The sequence below is a fragment of the Stenotrophomonas sp. YJH_SMC_110 genome (assembly GCF_059369255.1).
Genome location: NZ_JCAFSM010000001.1, coordinates 946148 through 962199, shown reverse-complemented (window position 1 = coordinate 962199; position 16052 = coordinate 946148). Strand labels below are relative to the sequence as shown.

18 protein-coding genes are annotated in these 16052 nt (G+C 68.7%); 13 read left to right on the top strand and 5 right to left on the bottom strand.

Annotation, left to right across the window (positions count from 1 at the left end; genetic code table 11):
* Nucleotides 1-51 precede the first annotated feature (51 nt).
* From AC5P6H_RS04325 to AC5P6H_RS04305, 5 genes are read right to left on the bottom strand one after another with little or no spacing between them, the layout of a single operon-like run.
* On the bottom strand, nt 52-1665 hold the full coding sequence (locus AC5P6H_RS04325) for a hypothetical protein (protein ID WP_495202334.1): 1614 nt from the start codon (nt 1663-1665) through the stop codon (nt 52-54).
* Nucleotides 1666-1702: 37 nt separating this feature from the next.
* On the bottom strand, nt 1703-2815 hold the full coding sequence (locus AC5P6H_RS04320) for a hypothetical protein (RefSeq protein ID WP_445392016.1): 1113 nt from the start codon (nt 2813-2815) through the stop codon (nt 1703-1705).
* A 34-nt stretch (nt 2816-2849) separates the two neighbouring features.
* Nucleotides 2850-3410 (bottom strand): hypothetical protein, encoded by a 561-nt coding sequence (locus AC5P6H_RS04315; RefSeq protein ID WP_126411517.1) that lies wholly within the window; start codon nt 3408-3410, stop codon nt 2850-2852.
* Nucleotides 3411-3440: 30 nt separating this feature from the next.
* On the bottom strand, nt 3441-3860 hold the full coding sequence (locus tag AC5P6H_RS04310; protein WP_014648856.1) for an NUDIX hydrolase: 420 nt from the start codon (nt 3858-3860) through the stop codon (nt 3441-3443).
* A complete protein-coding gene (locus tag AC5P6H_RS04305; RefSeq protein ID WP_142235037.1) occupies nt 3857-6226 on the bottom strand; it encodes a S9 family peptidase in 2370 nt (789 codons plus the stop codon). The genes AC5P6H_RS04310 and AC5P6H_RS04305 overlap by 4 nt, the downstream gene beginning before the upstream one ends.
* A gap of 161 nt (nt 6227-6387) precedes the next feature.
* On the opposite strand from AC5P6H_RS04305, the gene AC5P6H_RS04300 reads away from it, so the two are divergent.
* From AC5P6H_RS04300 to AC5P6H_RS04240, 13 genes are all read left to right on the top strand, one after another.
* On the top strand, nt 6388-6840 hold the full coding sequence (locus AC5P6H_RS04300; RefSeq protein ID WP_014648854.1) for a hypothetical protein: 453 nt from the start codon (nt 6388-6390) through the stop codon (nt 6838-6840).
* A gap of 70 nt (nt 6841-6910) precedes the next feature.
* Complete coding sequence (locus AC5P6H_RS04295) at nt 6911-7240, top strand: hypothetical protein (protein WP_005414880.1); 330 nt, start codon at nt 6911-6913, stop codon at nt 7238-7240.
* A gap of 37 nt (nt 7241-7277) precedes the next feature.
* Entirely contained in the window at nt 7278-7931 is a 654-nt protein-coding gene (locus AC5P6H_RS04290; RefSeq protein ID WP_197605241.1) for a sigma-70 family RNA polymerase sigma factor, read from the top strand.
* Nucleotides 7928-8143 (top strand): hypothetical protein, encoded by a 216-nt coding sequence (locus AC5P6H_RS04285; protein ID WP_495202333.1) that lies wholly within the window; start codon nt 7928-7930, stop codon nt 8141-8143. The genes AC5P6H_RS04290 and AC5P6H_RS04285 overlap by 4 nt, the downstream gene beginning before the upstream one ends.
* A 213-nt stretch (nt 8144-8356) precedes the next feature.
* Complete coding sequence (locus AC5P6H_RS04280) at nt 8357-9754, top strand: cytochrome ubiquinol oxidase subunit I (protein ID WP_111205369.1); 1398 nt, start codon at nt 8357-8359, stop codon at nt 9752-9754.
* Nucleotide 9755: 1 nt separating this feature from the next.
* Nucleotides 9756-10769: a cytochrome d ubiquinol oxidase subunit II gene (gene cydB, locus AC5P6H_RS04275; protein WP_032960627.1), complete on the top strand. Its 1014-nt coding sequence runs from the start codon at nt 9756-9758 to the stop codon at nt 10767-10769.
* Nucleotides 10770-10986: 217 nt separating this feature from the next.
* Complete coding sequence (locus AC5P6H_RS04270) at nt 10987-11730, top strand: beta-ketoacyl synthase chain length factor (RefSeq protein WP_014648849.1); 744 nt, start codon at nt 10987-10989, stop codon at nt 11728-11730.
* Nucleotides 11723-12520, top strand: a complete 798-nt coding sequence (locus tag AC5P6H_RS04265) for a lysophospholipid acyltransferase family protein (RefSeq protein WP_014038937.1) — start codon at nt 11723-11725, stop codon at nt 12518-12520. The genes AC5P6H_RS04270 and AC5P6H_RS04265 overlap by 8 nt, the downstream gene beginning before the upstream one ends.
* A complete protein-coding gene (locus tag AC5P6H_RS04260; RefSeq protein WP_005411610.1) occupies nt 12507-12764 on the top strand; it encodes a phosphopantetheine-binding protein in 258 nt (85 codons plus the stop codon). Before AC5P6H_RS04265 ends, AC5P6H_RS04260 begins: the two co-directional genes overlap by 14 nt.
* Nucleotides 12765-12781: 17 nt before the next feature.
* On the top strand, nt 12782-13039 hold the full coding sequence (locus AC5P6H_RS04255; RefSeq protein WP_005411609.1) for an acyl carrier protein: 258 nt from the start codon (nt 12782-12784) through the stop codon (nt 13037-13039).
* A gap of 22 nt (nt 13040-13061) precedes the next feature.
* Nucleotides 13062-13613 (top strand): COG4648 family protein, encoded by a 552-nt coding sequence (locus AC5P6H_RS04250; protein WP_046433259.1) that lies wholly within the window; start codon nt 13062-13064, stop codon nt 13611-13613.
* A complete protein-coding gene (locus AC5P6H_RS04245) occupies nt 13606-15291 on the top strand; it encodes an ApeI family dehydratase (RefSeq protein WP_495202332.1) in 1686 nt (561 codons plus the stop codon). Before AC5P6H_RS04250 ends, AC5P6H_RS04245 begins: the two co-directional genes overlap by 8 nt.
* Nucleotides 15281-16051, top strand: a complete 771-nt coding sequence (locus AC5P6H_RS04240; RefSeq protein WP_014648846.1) for a glycosyltransferase family 2 protein — start codon at nt 15281-15283, stop codon at nt 16049-16051. The genes AC5P6H_RS04245 and AC5P6H_RS04240 overlap by 11 nt, the downstream gene beginning before the upstream one ends.
* Nucleotide 16052 lies beyond the last annotated feature (1 nt).

The following is a 16052-nucleotide window of genomic DNA, read 5'->3' as shown; positions in this document are numbered from 1 at the left end:
CGCTACTTTACCGCAGGGCCCGCCCGAAGCTGCGGGCAGGCCTTGGCCGGCTCATCGCTTGCGGTTGGAAGCGCGCGGTGCCGGAGTGTCCTCGGCCGTCGCTTCGTCCACCGCCTCCTGCAGGACACGGCCCAGCTCCAGGGCGCTCCAGTTTCCGGTGTCCAGCACGTCGCAGGCGACGTGGCGGCCGCTGCGGTCGGCGGCACACAGCCGCTCCAGCGTCGCATGGGCGTCGATGTCGCTGCTGCGGCCCTGCGCTGCGACCAGGTTTTCGCAGCCCTCGCGCACGCCGGCACGGCACACGGTGGTGTAGTGCTCTGCCGCCTGCCGCCACTGGCCGGACAGCGCGAGACGGTTGCCAAGAATGTTGCAGCCCTGCAGCTTACCCTGCGCGCAGCAGGCTTCGGCACCGCCGCTGGCCAGCGCCTGCGGGCAGTCCTGAGGCAGCGGCAGCACCGTGTAGTGTTTCGGCGGGCTGCAGGTGCTCGCGCCCTCGCCGGTCGGCACGAACACCTGGAAGCGTGTCCACGTGTCCAGGCCCAGCAGCTGGCCCCCGGGCAACGGCCGCAGCACGAAGTCGCCGCCCTTGTCGTGGCGGATGCGGATGTCGCCGTCTTCGACACGAGCACGCAGTTGGCTGTCCCAGCCGATGCCGACCCGTCCTGCATCGCCGAAGTCCAGCGTATCCATCAGGCCACCTGCGGCGCGGAAGGTGCCGCAGGGCAGCGCCGTAGCCGGCTGCGGCCGCAACGAGGCGCCCAGCGCCTGCAATGCAGGCAGGCGCTCGCAGGCGGCGCTTTCCTTACCGGGCGCGCACGCTGTGGTCAGTGCCTGCACCGCCTGCAAGGGGTCGCCGGATTCCCACGAGAGCTCGGCCACGCGGCTGCAGAAGCCGCCATGGCCGACCTGCTGGCACAACTGCAACAGCTGCTGGCGCTGCGCGGCCGGCACCACCACCGGCGTGGAGGGTGACAGCACGGAGCTCACGGCTTCGACCATCGCCGCACCCATCGCGGCCTTGACGATCTGCTCCTGCAGCGCCGGATCCGCTTCCAGCGCCGCTGCACAGGCCGGTGTCTCGTTGCTGAAGCCGCCATTCCGGCACGGCACAGGCAGTTCGATGCCGGCCAGTGCGGTATCGAGGATGGCCTGTTGCTGCGCCTCATCCGGCGTGGCCGGCGCCCTGGCCTCGTCATGCCAGCGATCGGCCAGCTGCAGGCACATGCCGGGCACGCCTTCCCGGCACCCTGCTTCCAGCGCGGCCGGGGGCGCTTCACGGCGGTTGTCCAGGCACGCCGCCGCATCGGCCAAGCAGCTGCCTTCAGCCGGCCTGGCTGCGGCGGCGCACTGTGCGGGGGCCTGCAGGATGTAGACCGTGCCATCCACCTCGACGGTGCGGCCACGATCGCGCACCTGCAACGCGCTGGGCAGGCCGTACTCCAGGTTCACCAGTTGCAGCTTTCCGTCGATCTGCTGGAACGCGACCGGAGACGGCGCACTGCCGAAGTGCTTCTGCTCGCCGCGGTTCGGTGAGCTGATGCGCAGCGTGCCGCTGCCTTCGTCGGCCTTGAACAGGCCGCATTGCGGTGACTGTGCGGCGGCCATCGGCGCGGCCAGCAGCAGCGCCCAGACCAGCCAGCGGCGGCGCGGTGCGGGTGAATGCATGTCGTCTCCTTGACGATCGAACGGGAAACTCCAGGCGCTACGGCGAATCACGGCCCTCGCGCGGGGGCGTGCATTGTGCCGTGCCGGGCACCGGCTGGTAGCGCTGGTAACCGGTCTGCGTATCCATGCCAAGCAGGTCGCCGTTGCCCAGCTGGCGCAGGACAAGGGTTTCGCCGTCCTGCTGCAGGTGGATGGCGCCGTCATACAGGCGGCCGCGCGTGCCGTCGCCGAAGTCGAGCCTGTCGACTTGGCCGCCCTCGGCCTGGTAGCGGCCACACGGCACCTGCCGGAGCGGCACCAGGCGTAGATCGGCGCCGAGTTCACGCAATGGCGCAATACGTTCGCAGGCACTGGCGCGCCCCGCATCGCAGATGACCTGCAGCGCCTGCACGGCCAGCGCGGGTTCCAGCGCGATCAACTGCTGCTCGGCAACCTCGGTGCAGAAGCGACCACCACGGTGTTGCAGGCACAGCTGCTGCAGACGATCACGTGCAGCGCCCGGAAGCGGCGAATCCAGCGCGTCTTCGTCTACCTGTTGCAGACGTTCGCCCAATTGCTGCATGGCGGCAGCCAGCGCATCACTGGTTTGCGTCTCGCAGGCCCCCGGATCATGCCCAGGTGTGGGTTCGCGGCAGATGCCCGGGCGCTCGAAGCGGGCCGGGCCGGTGTCATCGGCTACTGCTGCGCTGTCCTCGCGCAGTTGTCGCAGCAGCGTCGAGCAGCCTGCGCCAACGCCTTCGTTGCACGCGCGCAGGGCCTGGCCGGGTGAGGCCGTGGGCAGCTGCGCGATGCAGTGGCTGCCGGCGGCGCGACAGCTGCCGTCCATCACGCTGGGCTCGATGGCGCAGGCGCGGGAGTGGCTCAGCGTGTAGGTCACCACGTCGTCCTCGATGCGCTGTCCATCGGCACTGATCCGGATCGGTTGCGCCACGCCATCGTCGAGCATGACCAACCGGGTCTGCGCCGCACTGCGATCGACCCATAGCGGCTCCCGTTCACGGATGTCGTTGTGGCGGTAGCCGCTGCTGGAGGTGGTGAACACGAGCGCCGTGCCGCCATCGGCGCTGCGGTATTCGCCACACTGCAACGCGTCGGCGCTGGCAGGCAGCGCGGCGAACAGCAGTGCGGGAAGAAGCATCAGCAAGCGCATGCGACAGTCCTTGTCGAACGGGGATCGGTAGAACTCAGTGGAAGCGCGAGCGCACATCCGGCCGCAGCAGGCGCCAGGCCAGCCAGCCCTGCAGGCCGAGAAGCACGAACGACATGCCGACCACGGTCAGCGTGATCAGCCAGCGTTTCAGCTGCAGCTCCTGCAGCAGGGCCGGGTCATTGGCCAGCAGCGGAATGAAGTCGCCCATGAACAGGTCCAGCCACCAGGCGGCCGCGAAGTTGGTCAGGCCACTCAGCAGCAGCAGTACCACGAAGCTCCACAGGCCCCAGCGCCGTTCGCGCAGCAGGCCCCAGCTGGATACGGTCGAGGCCAGGCACAACAGCGCGACGACCATCGATGCGGCTACCGGGTGCGCCAGCAGCCAGATCAGGCTGTGCAGCTGCTGGTGCTGCACTTCGCTTTCCACCAGGCGCCACAGCGCGAGGTTGTGCAACGGCCACAGCACCAGTCCCTGCAGCACGAAGTAGATCGTCAGCACCAGTGACAGCCAGAACGAGGCCTGTGCGACAGGACGCACCCAGGCGTGATAGGCCGGGGAAGGCAGCGAGGGGATCGACGGGATCGACATTGACATCCGATGTCCTTGCAGTCGGCGCCCGCCTGCTCAGCGGGCCGTCACCCGGGTGGCGACCGCCGGCAGGATATGGTGTTCGCTCAAGGGTGCCAAGGGCAGGCCATGCGGTGGTTGCAGCGGCACCCAGGCCAGTTCGGCAATTTCGGCGCACGCCTGCGGCGTACCGTCCACCTGCACCCACCAGGCCTGGGCCTGCACGCGGTGGCCGGGCTCGTTCACTGCCCAGTCCTCGAACGTGCCCAGTGCGATGGCGGCACCGGTGCACAGCTGCACGCCCAGTTCCTCGTGCAGTTCGCGGGCCAGCGCCTGCAGCGGTGCTTCGCCGGGTTCGGGCTTGCCACCGGGCTGGATGAAGCGGCGGGCACCGTGCTTGCGCACCAGCAGCGCCCGGCCGCGGTCATCCAGGATGACCGCGGCCACGATCCGGATCGTGGCCGCGGCGTTGCTCACTTCAGGTTCTGCTCGAACAGCTTGAGGATGCGCTTGTACTGGTCCAGCCAGGAATCGGCACGCACGTAGCCGTGGCGTTCCAGCGGGTACGGTGCGATCGACCAGTTGTCCTTGTGCAGTTCGATCAGGCGCTGGGTCAGGTTCACCGAGTCCTGGAAGAACACGTTGTCATCCATCATGCCGTGGGCGATCAGCAGGTTGTCCTGCAGGTTCTGCGCGTACTCGATCGGCGAGGACACGCGGTACGCCTCCGGATCGATGTCCGGGGTGTTGAGGATGTTGCTGGTGTAGCCGTGGTTGTAGTTGTGCCAGTCGACCACCGGGCGCAGCGCGGCGCCGGCCTTGAACGTGCCCGGCGAACGGAACAGCGCCATGAAGGTCATGAAGCCGCCGTAGGAGCCGCCGTAGATGCCGGCGTGGTCACGGTCGCCCTGCTGGGTGTCGACCAGCCAGTCCAGGCCGTCCTTGTAGTCTTCAAGTTCCGGGTGGCCCATGTTGCGGTAGATGGCCGTGCGCCAGTCGCGGCCGTAGCCCTCGCTGCCGCGGTAATCCATGTCCAGCACGATGTAGCCCTTCTGCACCAGCAGGTTGTGGAACATCTGCTCGCGGAAGTAGGCCGGGTAGCGCTGGTGCACGTTCTGCAGGTAGCCGGCGCCGTGGACGAACATCACGATCGGGTACTTCTTCCCCGGCTCCTTGTTTTCCGGCTCGTAGTACTTGGCCCAGACCACGCCGGCACCGTGCCTGGACGGTACCGCGACCAGCTTCGGCTGGATCCACTGGCGTGCCTTGTAGTCGGCGGTGCGGGTGTCGGTCAGCACGCGTGCCTGGCCGCCGGTGCTGGGCAGCACCGCCAGCTGCGGCGGCAGGTAGGCACCGGAGTAACGCACCAGCAGCTGCTGGCCGTCCGGCGACAGCGAGAAGTCTTCCACGCCGTTGAGGCTGGTCAGCTCGCGCACCTGGCGGTTGCCGGTGTCGACCGCGCAGACTTCGTAGTCATGCGGCGCCTGCTGGTTGCACAGGAAATAGAAGCCCTTGCCATCGGCCGACGGCACCGGTGCCGAGGTTTCCCACTTGCCGCTGGTCAGCGCCTGCGGCTTGGCGGTGCCGGCCTGGGTGTACAGGTGCGAGAAGCCCGATTCCTCGGACAGCAGCCACAGCGTGCGGCCATCGGCCATCCAGCCGAAATCGTTGAAGCCCCAGTTGATCCAGGCGTTGTCGGTCAGGCGGTGGCGGTTCTGCACGCGGCCGTCGGCGGCGTTGACGCTGATGATCCAGCGGTCCTTGTTGTCGTTGGCACGCAGCATCACCGCGGCCTGCTGGCCGTCGGCGCTCCAGCGGATGCCGCCGCCCATGAAGTCGCTCATCACCTGCACGCTGCGCTCGCCCTTCAGCGCATCCTTGCCGGCCTTGCGGCGCAGCTCGGCCAGCGGGTCGGTGCTGATGCCCGGCAGGCTGGACAGCGAGACTTTCTCGGCCTTGCCGGTGCGCACGTCCACGTACCACAGGGTGTGTGGCTCGAAGCCGTTGCGGCCGACGCGGGTGCGGGTGTCCTCGGTTTCCTCGTAGCCCGATTCGGTCACGTACAGCGGCATCTTGCTGGTGCGGCCGTCGTCGAAGTCCTTCGGCTTGGTCACCACGATCAGGTGGGTCAGGTCCGGCGACAGCACGCTGTCACCGATCTCGACGTCGGCGCCCAGGTAGACCGGGCCCGGCGCACGGGTCGGGTCGGCCTGGCGCCAGCGCTGGTCCTGGTCCTTCAATGCCTCGCGCTGCTCGCGGTCGCGGCGCAGGGTTTCCAGCGTGCGCAGCTGCTGGTCGCGCAGCACGTCGGCCTTCGGCGGCGTACGCGGGTCCTTCTCGGCTTTCAGGCTGGCCACCTGCTGCACGCCGCTGGCGGCGGTCCAGTGGAACCAGTTCTGGCCGACGCGCCAGATCACGCCGTTGTCGGCGGCAAAGTTCACGTTGCCCGCGCGCTCGTTGCTGCGGGTGAGCTGGGTCAGCGCGCCGCTGCGCAGGTCGCGCACGAACACATCGCCATTGCGCACGAAGGCGCTGCGGCTGCGGCTGCGGTCGTAGACCGGCTCGGCCACGTCCAGGGTGCCGCGCTGGTCATCGGCCACCTGCGCGGCCACGCCACCGGCCACCGGCTGGCGGAAGGTATCGCGTACCGGGCTGCCGTTGCGCTTGAGCTGGTACTCCACCTGCTGGCTGTTCCACGACCACCAGGCCTTCTCGACCGGCGGACCGATCCAGTCCGGGTCGGCCATGGCCTGTTCGATGGTGATCGGCGTCGGCGCGGCATGCGCAGCCGGTGCGGCCAGCACGGCCGACAGCAGGAGGGACAGGGGCAGCACTCGGGACATGGGCGGACGGCACCAGTAGAGGAAACCGGGCAAGCGTAGCAGCCGCACGGGCCCGGGGCAGGGGCCACAGGTCATGGCAGCGGAATCGGCAAAATGGCCCCCTCCAGGTCGCTGCGACGGCGTGTGCGGCATGATGGCCATTCCGTTCGGATGGAACCGATATGTACTGCTACGACTACAGGATCTCGCTGCGCGTGCAGCACCCAACAGAGGCCGGCGCCGGGATTGCCGCCCGGTTGGATCTGGAACCGGCGTTTTCCCGAGACGTCGGAACCGGATACCGGGATCGCGACGGCAGCCTGATCAGCGGGCATGCGGAGACCCGCGTGGTGTTCGTACTGGAGAGGGGCAAGGACGGCTGGCTGATGGATGCCTGGCCGGCGTTGGTCGATCTCCTGCGGGCACGCGCCGATGTGATCGGGGAACTGCTGCAGGAGGGGGCTTCGATCGGCGTGCGTGTCGGCATCTTTGGAAAGACCGCATGGGCGGGTTTTGTGCTGGATCAGCAGTTGCTGCGACTGTTGGCGGACCTGCAGCTGGGTTTCCAGGTGGAGACCTATTTCCCGGACCCGGCGGACACGCCCGGCGCCAGCGACGAGGTGGCAGGCAGCTAGTGCAACCGGTTGCCGTGGTCGCGCATCCATTCTCCTGAACCCGCATCATCCATCGAACAGGAGCCCGACCATGCAGGAACTGATCCCGATCACCCTCTTCATCTGCATCGCCTACGCGATCCATGCCATTGCCGATGCGCGCGCGCGCAGCAAGCTGGTGGCCCCGCACGTGCCGGAGGAAGTGATCCGCTCGCTGGCCGTGCTGGAAGAAGAGCGGCGCCGCCAGGGGGCGTTGCGCTGGGGCATCAGCCTGGTCTGCCTGGCCCTGGCCATGGCCCTGCTGGAGGCCATCGGTGCGCGTGACCTGACCTTCGGTGCCGCTGCCGCGCTGGTCGGCAGTGCCGGCCTGGGCCAGCTGCTGGCCTGGCACTTCACCCGTCCTGCCGCACGCAAGGGCTGAGCCGGCGCATGCCACGGGCACAGGGGGCGCCCCGCGCATGAGCCTGCTCGGCGAAGCGCTGTCGGCACTGCGGGGCCGTCGCCGCGAGGATACGGCGGCGACGGCGGCTCCCGCCAAAGCGCTGGACGCGGACCAGGCCCTGGTGCGGGCCATCATCGATGGCTCGCAGTCGGCCTTCGCGCAACTGGTTGAAGCCCACCAGCGCACCTGCGCGCATGTGATCGGACGCATGGTGGACGACCGCGACCAGGTGGCTGACCTGCTGCAGGAAACCTTCCTGGCCGTGTTCCGCCAGCTGCACCGGTTCCGCTTTGAATCTTCGTTGCGTACCTGGGTTTCGCGGGTGGCCTACACCACTGCACTACAGCACCTGCGCCGGCGGCGGCTGGAGGCGCAATGGATGGTGGCGGTGGAGGTGCCGGAGGAACTGGGGATCGGCGATGAAGGCCCCGGGCCCGCCGAGTTGAGCGAGGCGCTGCAGGCCGGGCGCCAGCTCGGCGCGGCACTGGAACGGCTGAGCGCGCCGCAGCGCCTGATCGTCGGCCTGCATTACCTGGAGGATTTCGATCTGGCCGAGATCGAGCAGGTGACCGGACTGGCACGCGGTACCATCAAGAGCCACCTGCACCGCGCGCGCCAGGTCCTGAAGCAGGAACTGACGCGGCATGCCACTGCCGGAGAGCTGCTGTGAACCCACCCACCGATCCTCGCGATGCGGAAGCGCGCGTGCTGGCACAGGCGTTGCGCGAGCAGGCGCAGCAGGAAGCAACGCCGGATGTGAGCGAGGTGCTGCAGAAGCGCATTGCCGCTGAGTCGCGCGACGGTGGCGTGGGCTATGTGGTGGTGCAGGTGCTGTTGTTTGGCGCGCTGCTGGCTGCAGCGGCCTGGTATTTCTGGCTCTGAGGCGCCCTCCGGGCGGTGGGCCGTTCCAGTCGCCGTTGGTAGATGCCGACCTGGGTCGGCGTTTGGGCGTGTGTGCCAACCAAGGCTGGCAGCTACCAGAACGGTTGACCCCTGCGACAAAGTGAAGCAGCGCGTCACCCGGTCGCATCCTACCTTAACGAAATCCTCCTAAAGTGGTCCGGTATCCCACCGGTCACAGGCAGGAGGCGTCCCTTGGACGCGTTGTTGTTGTCCCGGATCCAGTTCGGATTCGTCATCAGTTTCCACGTGCTGTTCCCGGCCTTCACCATCGGCACGGCCAGCTGGCTGGCCTTCATCGAATGGCGCTGGCTGCGCACGAAGTTGCCCGTGTGGCGCGAGCTGTATTTCTTCTGGCAGAAGATCTTCGCGGTGTCGTTCGGCATGGGCGTGGTCAGCGGCATCGTCATGGCGTTCCAGTTCGGCACCAACTGGCCGCGGCTGAGCGAGGTGGCCGGTACGGTCATCGGCCCGTTGCTGACCTACGAGGTGCTGACCGCGTTCTTCCTGGAAGCCAGCTTCCTCGGCGTGATGATGTTCGGCTGGGGCCGGGTCTCGCCGCGCCTGCATTTCCTGTCCACCTGCATGGTGGCGCTGGGCACGTTGTTCTCCACGTTCTGGATCCTGTCGTCCAACAGCTGGCTGCATACGCCTGCCGGCTACGAGATGGTCAACGGCATCGTGCATCCGGTGGACTGGTGGCAGGTGGTGTTCAACCCCTCGTTCCCGTACCGCCTGGCGCACATGGCGCTGGGCTCGTTCATCACCACCTGTTTCGTGATTGGTGGCGTCGGTGCGTGGTACCTGCGCAGGGGCACGCACGTGGAAGCGGGGCGGCGCATGCTGATCGCCGCCGTTGCATTCGCGGCATTGACCGTGCCGGTGCAGATCTTCGTTGGCGACATGCATGGCCTGAACACGCTCAAGCACCAGCCGATGAAGATCGCGGCGATGGAGGCGCACTGGCATGAAACCAAAGAAGGCGAAGGCGTGCCGCTGGTGGTGTTCGCGCTGCCGAACGAGAAGGAAGAGCGCAACGATTTCGAAGTGGCCATTCCGAAGCTGGGCAGCGTGATCCTTACCCACAGCCTGGACGGCACCTTCGATCCGCTCACCTCGGTACCCGCCAGCGAACGGCCGCCGGTGACGCCGGTGTTCTTCGCCTTCCGCATCATGGTCGGGCTGGGCACGCTGATGCTGCTGCTGGCCTGGGTGTCGGCCTTCCAGCTGTGGCGGAACAAGCTGCTGGATTCGCCGTGGCTGCTGCGCGGCTGGAACTGGATGCTGCCCAGCGGTTTCATCGCGCTGCTGTCGGGTTGGTTCGTTACCGAGATGGGTCGCCAGCCGTGGGTGGTGTATGGCGTACTGCGCACCGCTGATGCGGTGGGCCCGCAGAGTGCGTGGATGACCGCGCTGTCGCTGGGCGTCTACGTGGTTGGCTATGCCTTCGTGTTCGGCTGGGGTATCTGGTACCTGGTGAAGATCCTGCGCCACGGGCCGCAGCCGTATGCCGAGGGGCCGTCGCTGGACCATGGCAGCCATACGCCGGCACGCCCGCTGTCGGCGGCCGACGAACCCCTGGAGGACCGCTGACATGGACCTGATGACCTGGCTGCCGGTGGCGTGGTTCGCGGTGATCGGCTTCGGCGTGCTGATGTATGTGGTGCTGGACGGCTTCGTGCTCGGCATCGGCATCCTGGCCCCGTTCGCCGAGGACGAGGAACAGCTGGACCTGATGATGAACACCGCCGCGCCGATCTGGGACGGCAACGAGACCTGGCTGGTACTGGGCGGCGCCGGGCTGCTGGCGGCGTTCCCGAAGGCCTATGCGGTGCTGTTGTCGGCGCTGTACCTGCCGGTGCTGCTGCTGGTGGTGGCGCTGGTGTTCCGCGGCGTGGCGTTCGAGTTCCGCTTCAAGGCACATCGTTCGCGCCGCCTGTGGAGCGTGGGGTTCGGCCTGGGCTCGCTGCTGGCCACCTTTGCCCAGGGCGTGATCCTGGGCACGCTGGTGCAGGGCATCCCGCTGGTGGACGGTGCCTACCAGGGCGGCGCGTTCGCCTGGTTCAGCCCGTTTGCGATGCTGACCGGTGCCGCGCTGGTGGCCGGCTATGCGCTGCTGGGCAGCACCTGGCTGATCCTGAAGACGGAAGGGCGCGTGCAGGCGCTGGCGCGGCAGATGACCCGCCCGCTGGTGGTGGCGGTGATCGCGGCGATGGGCCTGGTGAGCAGCTGGCTGCCGTTCCTCGATTCGCGGTTGATGGACCGCTGGTTCAGCGACGGCAACTTCTGGTGGCTGTCGCCGGTCCCGCTGCTGACCCTGGCGGTGGCGGCCGCGCTGTGGCGCAGCGCGACCCATCCGCGCCGCGACCTGCCGCCGTTCCTGCTCAGCCTGGCCCTGTTCGTGCTCGGCTTCCTTGGCCTGGTGCTGGGCATGTGGCCCTACCTGCTGCCGCCGTCGATGACCCTGTGGCAGGCCGCCGCGCCGGCCTCCTCGCTGGGCTTCACCCTGGTCGGGCTGGTCATTCTGCTGCCGGTCATCCTCGGCTACACGGCGTGGTCGTACCGGGTGTTCCGCGGCAAGGTGCACGCCGACACCGGTTACCACTGATCGTTTGAATGCGGGGCCGGCCGGTGCCGGCCCCCGCGTTGGGGAATGTGAAACCTGCACACCCCGCGCAGGACGTGCTAGCGTGCGCTCCTTTCCGGCGGCCAGGGGGGCAGCCGGCGACGTCCTGGACGGACGCACGGCTGCAGGAATGGGGGGCCGCCGCGCGTCGCCGTAATGGCTCGTGCCTATCGTTCTCCCGTTGAAGCACCATCGCTAAATGATCGAATTCTCCATCGTCGACTGGGCCGCCTGGGCGCCCGGCCTGAGCGAGCGTAGCCAGTGGCTGGGCTGGGCCGATGCGCCGTATCCGCCGCAGGGCGAAGACACGCCGGCGTTGGCCGAGATCCCGGCGATGCAGCGCCGCCGCATCGAGCGGCTGGGCCGGATGGCGATCCAGGCTGCCTGCTGGTGCGAGGACGGGCAGGGCGCTGACAGCCAGGTGCCGCTGGTGTTCGCCAGCCGCCACGGCGACGTGGCCCGTTCGATGGACCTGCTGGGGGCGCTGGCCAGCGATCAGCCCCTGTCCCCCACCGGGTTCGGCCTGTCGGTGCACAACGCGATCGCGGCGCTGTACTCGATCGCCCGCGGCCACCGCGGCAACTACCTGGCGCTGGCCGCCGGCCAGGCCACGGTCGAGACCGCCTGCCTGGAGGCCGCCGGGCTGCTGGCCGATGGTGCCCGCGAAGTGCGGGTGGTGGTCTATGAGTCGCCGCTTCCTGAAATTTACGCGACGTTTGCCGACGAACCCGACCCGTTCTTTGCCTGGTGCTGGCGTTTGACCGCGCCGACAGCGGGCCAGCCGACGCTCTCGCTGCAATGGGAGGCGGCGCCGGAGGCCACCGCCACCGCCCCGGGCACGCTGCCGCACGCGCTGGACCTGCACCGCTTCCTGCTGTCTGGCGCGCCGGCGCTGGAGCACGTGGCCCAGGGCCAGCGCTGGCGCTGGGGACGCCGTGGCTGAGGCGCTGCGCCGCCTCGATCATGCCTGGCGGGTGTTCGGCACCGGCCTGAGCTTCGCCGCATTTGGCGTGGGCGGCCTGCTGCTGGGCGTGCTGGTGATGCCGGTGCTGCTGCTGATGCGCGACCCGGTGGTCCGCCGCCGCCGGGCCCGCCGCGTGGTCCAGGTCGCCTTTGCCAGCCACCTGCGCCTGATGCGTGCGCTGGGGGTGATGACCTACCAGATCGAGGGCGGGGAACGCCTGCAGCGCGACGGTTTGCTGGTTCTGGCCAATCACCCGACCCTGATCGACGTGGTCTGCCTGATCTCGCTGCTGCCCAACGCCGATTGCGTGGTGAAGCGGGCCGTGGCCTGCAACCCGTTCATGCGCGGCCCGGTGCGGGCGGCCGGCTACATCGCCAACGATGACGGGGCCGGCCTGGTCGACGACTGCGTAGCGGCGGTGCATGCCGGCGGTACCCTGGTGATCTTTCCGGAGGGCACCCGCAGCGTGCCGGGCCAACCGCCGCGGCTGCAGCGCGGGGCCGCCAACATCGCCGTCCGCGGCCGGCTGGACATCACCCCGGTACGGATCACCTGCACCCCGCCGACGTTGACCAAGGGACAGAAGTGGTATCGTGTCCCCTCACGTCGCTTTCACGTTCGGCTGCAGATCGGCGAAGATATCCCGATCGCGCCCTTCCTGGCCGATGACGACTCGCCAAGGGGGGATGCCTTGGCAGCACGCCGCGTCACCGAGCACCTTTCTCGTTATTTCGACCTGTCTGGAGATCCGCCCCGTGCAAGCACTTGAGCACGAGATCAAGGAATTGATCATTTCCTCCCTTTCGCTGGAGGACATCACGCCGGAGGACATCGATCCGACCGCGCCGCTGTTCGTCGAGGGCCTCGGCCTGGATTCGATCGACGCGCTGGAACTGGGCCTGGCGCTGCAGAAGAAGTACGGTGTCAGCCTCTCGGCCGATTCGGAAGAAACCCGTCGCCATTTCTCCAGCGTGCGCGCGCTCGGCGAGTTCGTCGCCGCCCGCCAGTCGTAACGGCGCCAGGAATTGCCATGACCAAGAATGAACTGTTCGAACGCATCGTCAGCATCCTGACCGACAGCTTCGAGATCGAAACCGCCCGGATCACCCCCGAGGCCCGCCTGTACGACGACCTGGACATCGACAGCATCGATGCGGTCGACCTGATCGTGCAGCTCAAGCCGCTGCTCGGCCGCAATCTGCAGCCGGAAGCGTTCAAGGCCGTGCGCACCGTGCAGGACATCGTCGATGTCGTGCATGGACTGCTGCCGGACCAGGCAGCCGCCTGACTGCAGCGCCGGCGGCTTCGCCATGGCTCGCGCACGTACCGTCGTGGTGGCAGCGATTTCGCTTGCCTACCCGCTGCTGGTGTACCTGGCGATGGGCCGTTTCGAGCCGCGCTGGTTGTCGCTGCTGCTGTTCACCCTGGCCCTGCTGCGTGCACTGAGCACGCGACAGCCGCTGTGGTGGGCCGCCGCCGCTGGCACCGGCCTGCTGGCGGTGCTGGCCACCGTGCTCAACCAGGCCCTGCCGCTGAAGCTGTACCCGGCGCTGGTCAACGTGGTGATGCTGGCGGTGTTCGGCACCAGCCTGCGCTTCGGGCCACCGCTGGTGGAGCGCCTGGCGCGGCTGCAGGAGCCGGACCTGCCGCCGTTCGCGGTGGCCTATACCCGCCGCGTCACCCAGGTGTGGTGCGGCTTCTTCGTTCTCAACGGCAGCCTGGCCCTGCTGACCGCGCTGTACGCGTCGGACCGGGTCTGGATGCTCTACAACGGATTGTTGGCGTACGTGATGATGGGCGTGTTGTTCGCAGGGGAGTGGCTGGTGCGGCGGCAGGTGAAGGCGGCGCACGCGCATGGCTGAGTGGATTGCCCTGGACCGGCTGCTGCTGGAGGCACGGCCGCAGCGCAGCGTCGGCCTGTGCGACGGCGAGGTGATCGACCATGCCGGCTTCCGCCAGCGCGTACTGGCCTGGCGCGCCGCCTTTGCGGCCGCCGAAGGCCGCGACTGGGCCCTGTACTTCGATGATGCCGTGGCCTTTGCCGCCGCGCTGTTCGGTGCCTGGCATGCCGGCAAGCGGGTGTTCCTGGCCGCCGACAACCTGCCAGCCACGCTGCAGGCGCTGCAGCCGCAGGTGAGCGGCTTCGCAGGCGACGTGTCCGCCGACTACCGCTCGCTGGTGACGCTGGACGCCGCGCTGGACGATGAGCTGCAGGCGCTGGACGAGCGCGCCTGCGAGCTGTGCGTGTTCACCTCCGGCAGCACCGGCCAGCCCAGTGCGATCGGCAAGCGCCTGGACCAGCTGGCGCGCGAGGTGGAGGCGCTGCAGGCCGCGTTCGGTGCGCAGATGGAGGGTGTGCAGGTCCATGGCACGGTGTCCCACCAGCACATCTACGGGCTGCTGTTCCGCGTGCTGTGGCCGCTGGCCGCCGGCCGTCTGATTCATCCGCGCCGGTTCTTCCACGAAGACCTGGTGGGTGCGCTGGCCGGTACCGATACGGTGCTGGTGGCGACGCCGGCCCACCTCAAGCGCCTGCCCGGGCAGCTCGACTGGGCCAGCCTGCATGGCCGCCTGCGCGCGGTGTTCTCCTCCGGTGGTCCTCTGCCGGAAGACGCAGCGCGGCAGGTGCGGCAGTGGCTGGGCGTGGCCCCGACCGAGGTCTATGGCAGCAGCGAGACCGGCGGCATCGCCTGGCGCCGCTGGGACATCGACCTGCCGCCGTGGCAGCCGCTGCCGGGCGTGCAGTGGCGCATCGACGATGGCTGCCTGGCGGTGGCCTCGGCGCACCTGGACACCCCCGGTTGGTGGCGCACCCAGGACCGTGTCGAAGCCATGGCCGACGGCCGCTTCCGCCTGCTGGGCCGGGCCGACCGCATCGTCAAGATCGAGGAACGCCGGGTGTCGCTGGATGCGCTGGAACGCGCGCTGCGCGAAGACGCCGAGGTGGATGACGCGCGCGTGCTGGTGCTGCCCGGGCAGCGCGAGCAGCTGGCCGCCGTGGTGGTGCCGGCCGATCCGGCGCTGCTGGAGGGCGGCGACGCTGCGCGGCGGGCGCTGGGCCAGCGCCTTGGCGCCCGCCTGGCGCATGCGCATGACGCAGTGACCCGGCCGCGTCGCTGGCGCCTGGTGCAGGCGCTGCCGATCAATGCGCAGGGCAAGGTGACCCAGGCCGCGCTGGCGGCGCTGTTCCAGCCGTTGATGCCGGTGCCGGCGTGGGATCACCGCGATGCCGCCAGCGCCACCCTGCGCATGACCCTGGACCCGGCGCTGCGGCCGTTCCAGGGCCACTTCCCGCAGGCGGCAATCCTGCCCGGCGTGGCGCAGCTGGACTGGGCGGTGCGCTTCGCCCGCCAGGCGTTTGTGATGCGGGGCGCGTTCGTGCGCATGGATGCGGTGAAATTCCAGCACGTGGCCCGCCCCGGTGACGAGTTGACCCTGCAGCTGGACTGGGATGCCGCACGCAACGTGCTGGCCTTCCGCTACACCTCCAGCCACGGTGTGCATGCCAGCGGCAGGGTGGTTTTCGCTGATGCGGACTGACCCGGCCGTTGCCGGTGCCGCATTCGCGCCACTGGTGGTGATCCCTGTCTACGACCACGAGCACGCCATCGCGGCGGTGGTCGATGGCGTGCAGGCTGCGGGACTGCCCTGCCTGCTGGTCGACGATGGTTCGCACGATGGGTGCGCGGCGGTGCTGCGCGCGCTGGCACAGCGCCAGGGCGTCGACCTGCTGCGCCTGGACGTCAACCAGGGCAAGGGCGGGGCGATGCTGGCCGGCTTTGCCGAGGCCGGCGCGCGTGGCTACAGCCACGTGCTGCAGATCGATGCCGACGGCCAGCACGATACCACTGACCTGCCACGCTTCATCGAAGCCGCGCGCGCCCATCCCGAGGCGGTGATCTGCGGCATTCCGGCTTACGACGCCAGTGTTCCCAAGGCGCGCCTGTATGGCCGCTACGCCACCCACATCTGGGTCTGGATCAACACGCTGTCGCTGCACCTGCGCGACACCATGTGTGGCTTCCGCGTGTATCCGCTGCCGCCGGTACTGCGCCTGATCGGTGAAGAGACCATCGGCCGGCGCATGGATTTCGATACCGAAGTGATGGTGCGGCTGTACTGGCGGCAATTGCCGGTCGAGCACCTGGCCACGCGTGTGACCTATCCATCCGATGGCGTGTCGCACTTCGATGTGTGGCGCGACAACGTGCGCATCAGCCGCATGCATACCCGCCTGTTCTTCGGCATGCTCTGGCGTGCGCCGCGGCTGCTGTGGCGCCGCCTGCGGGGGCAGCGCTGAG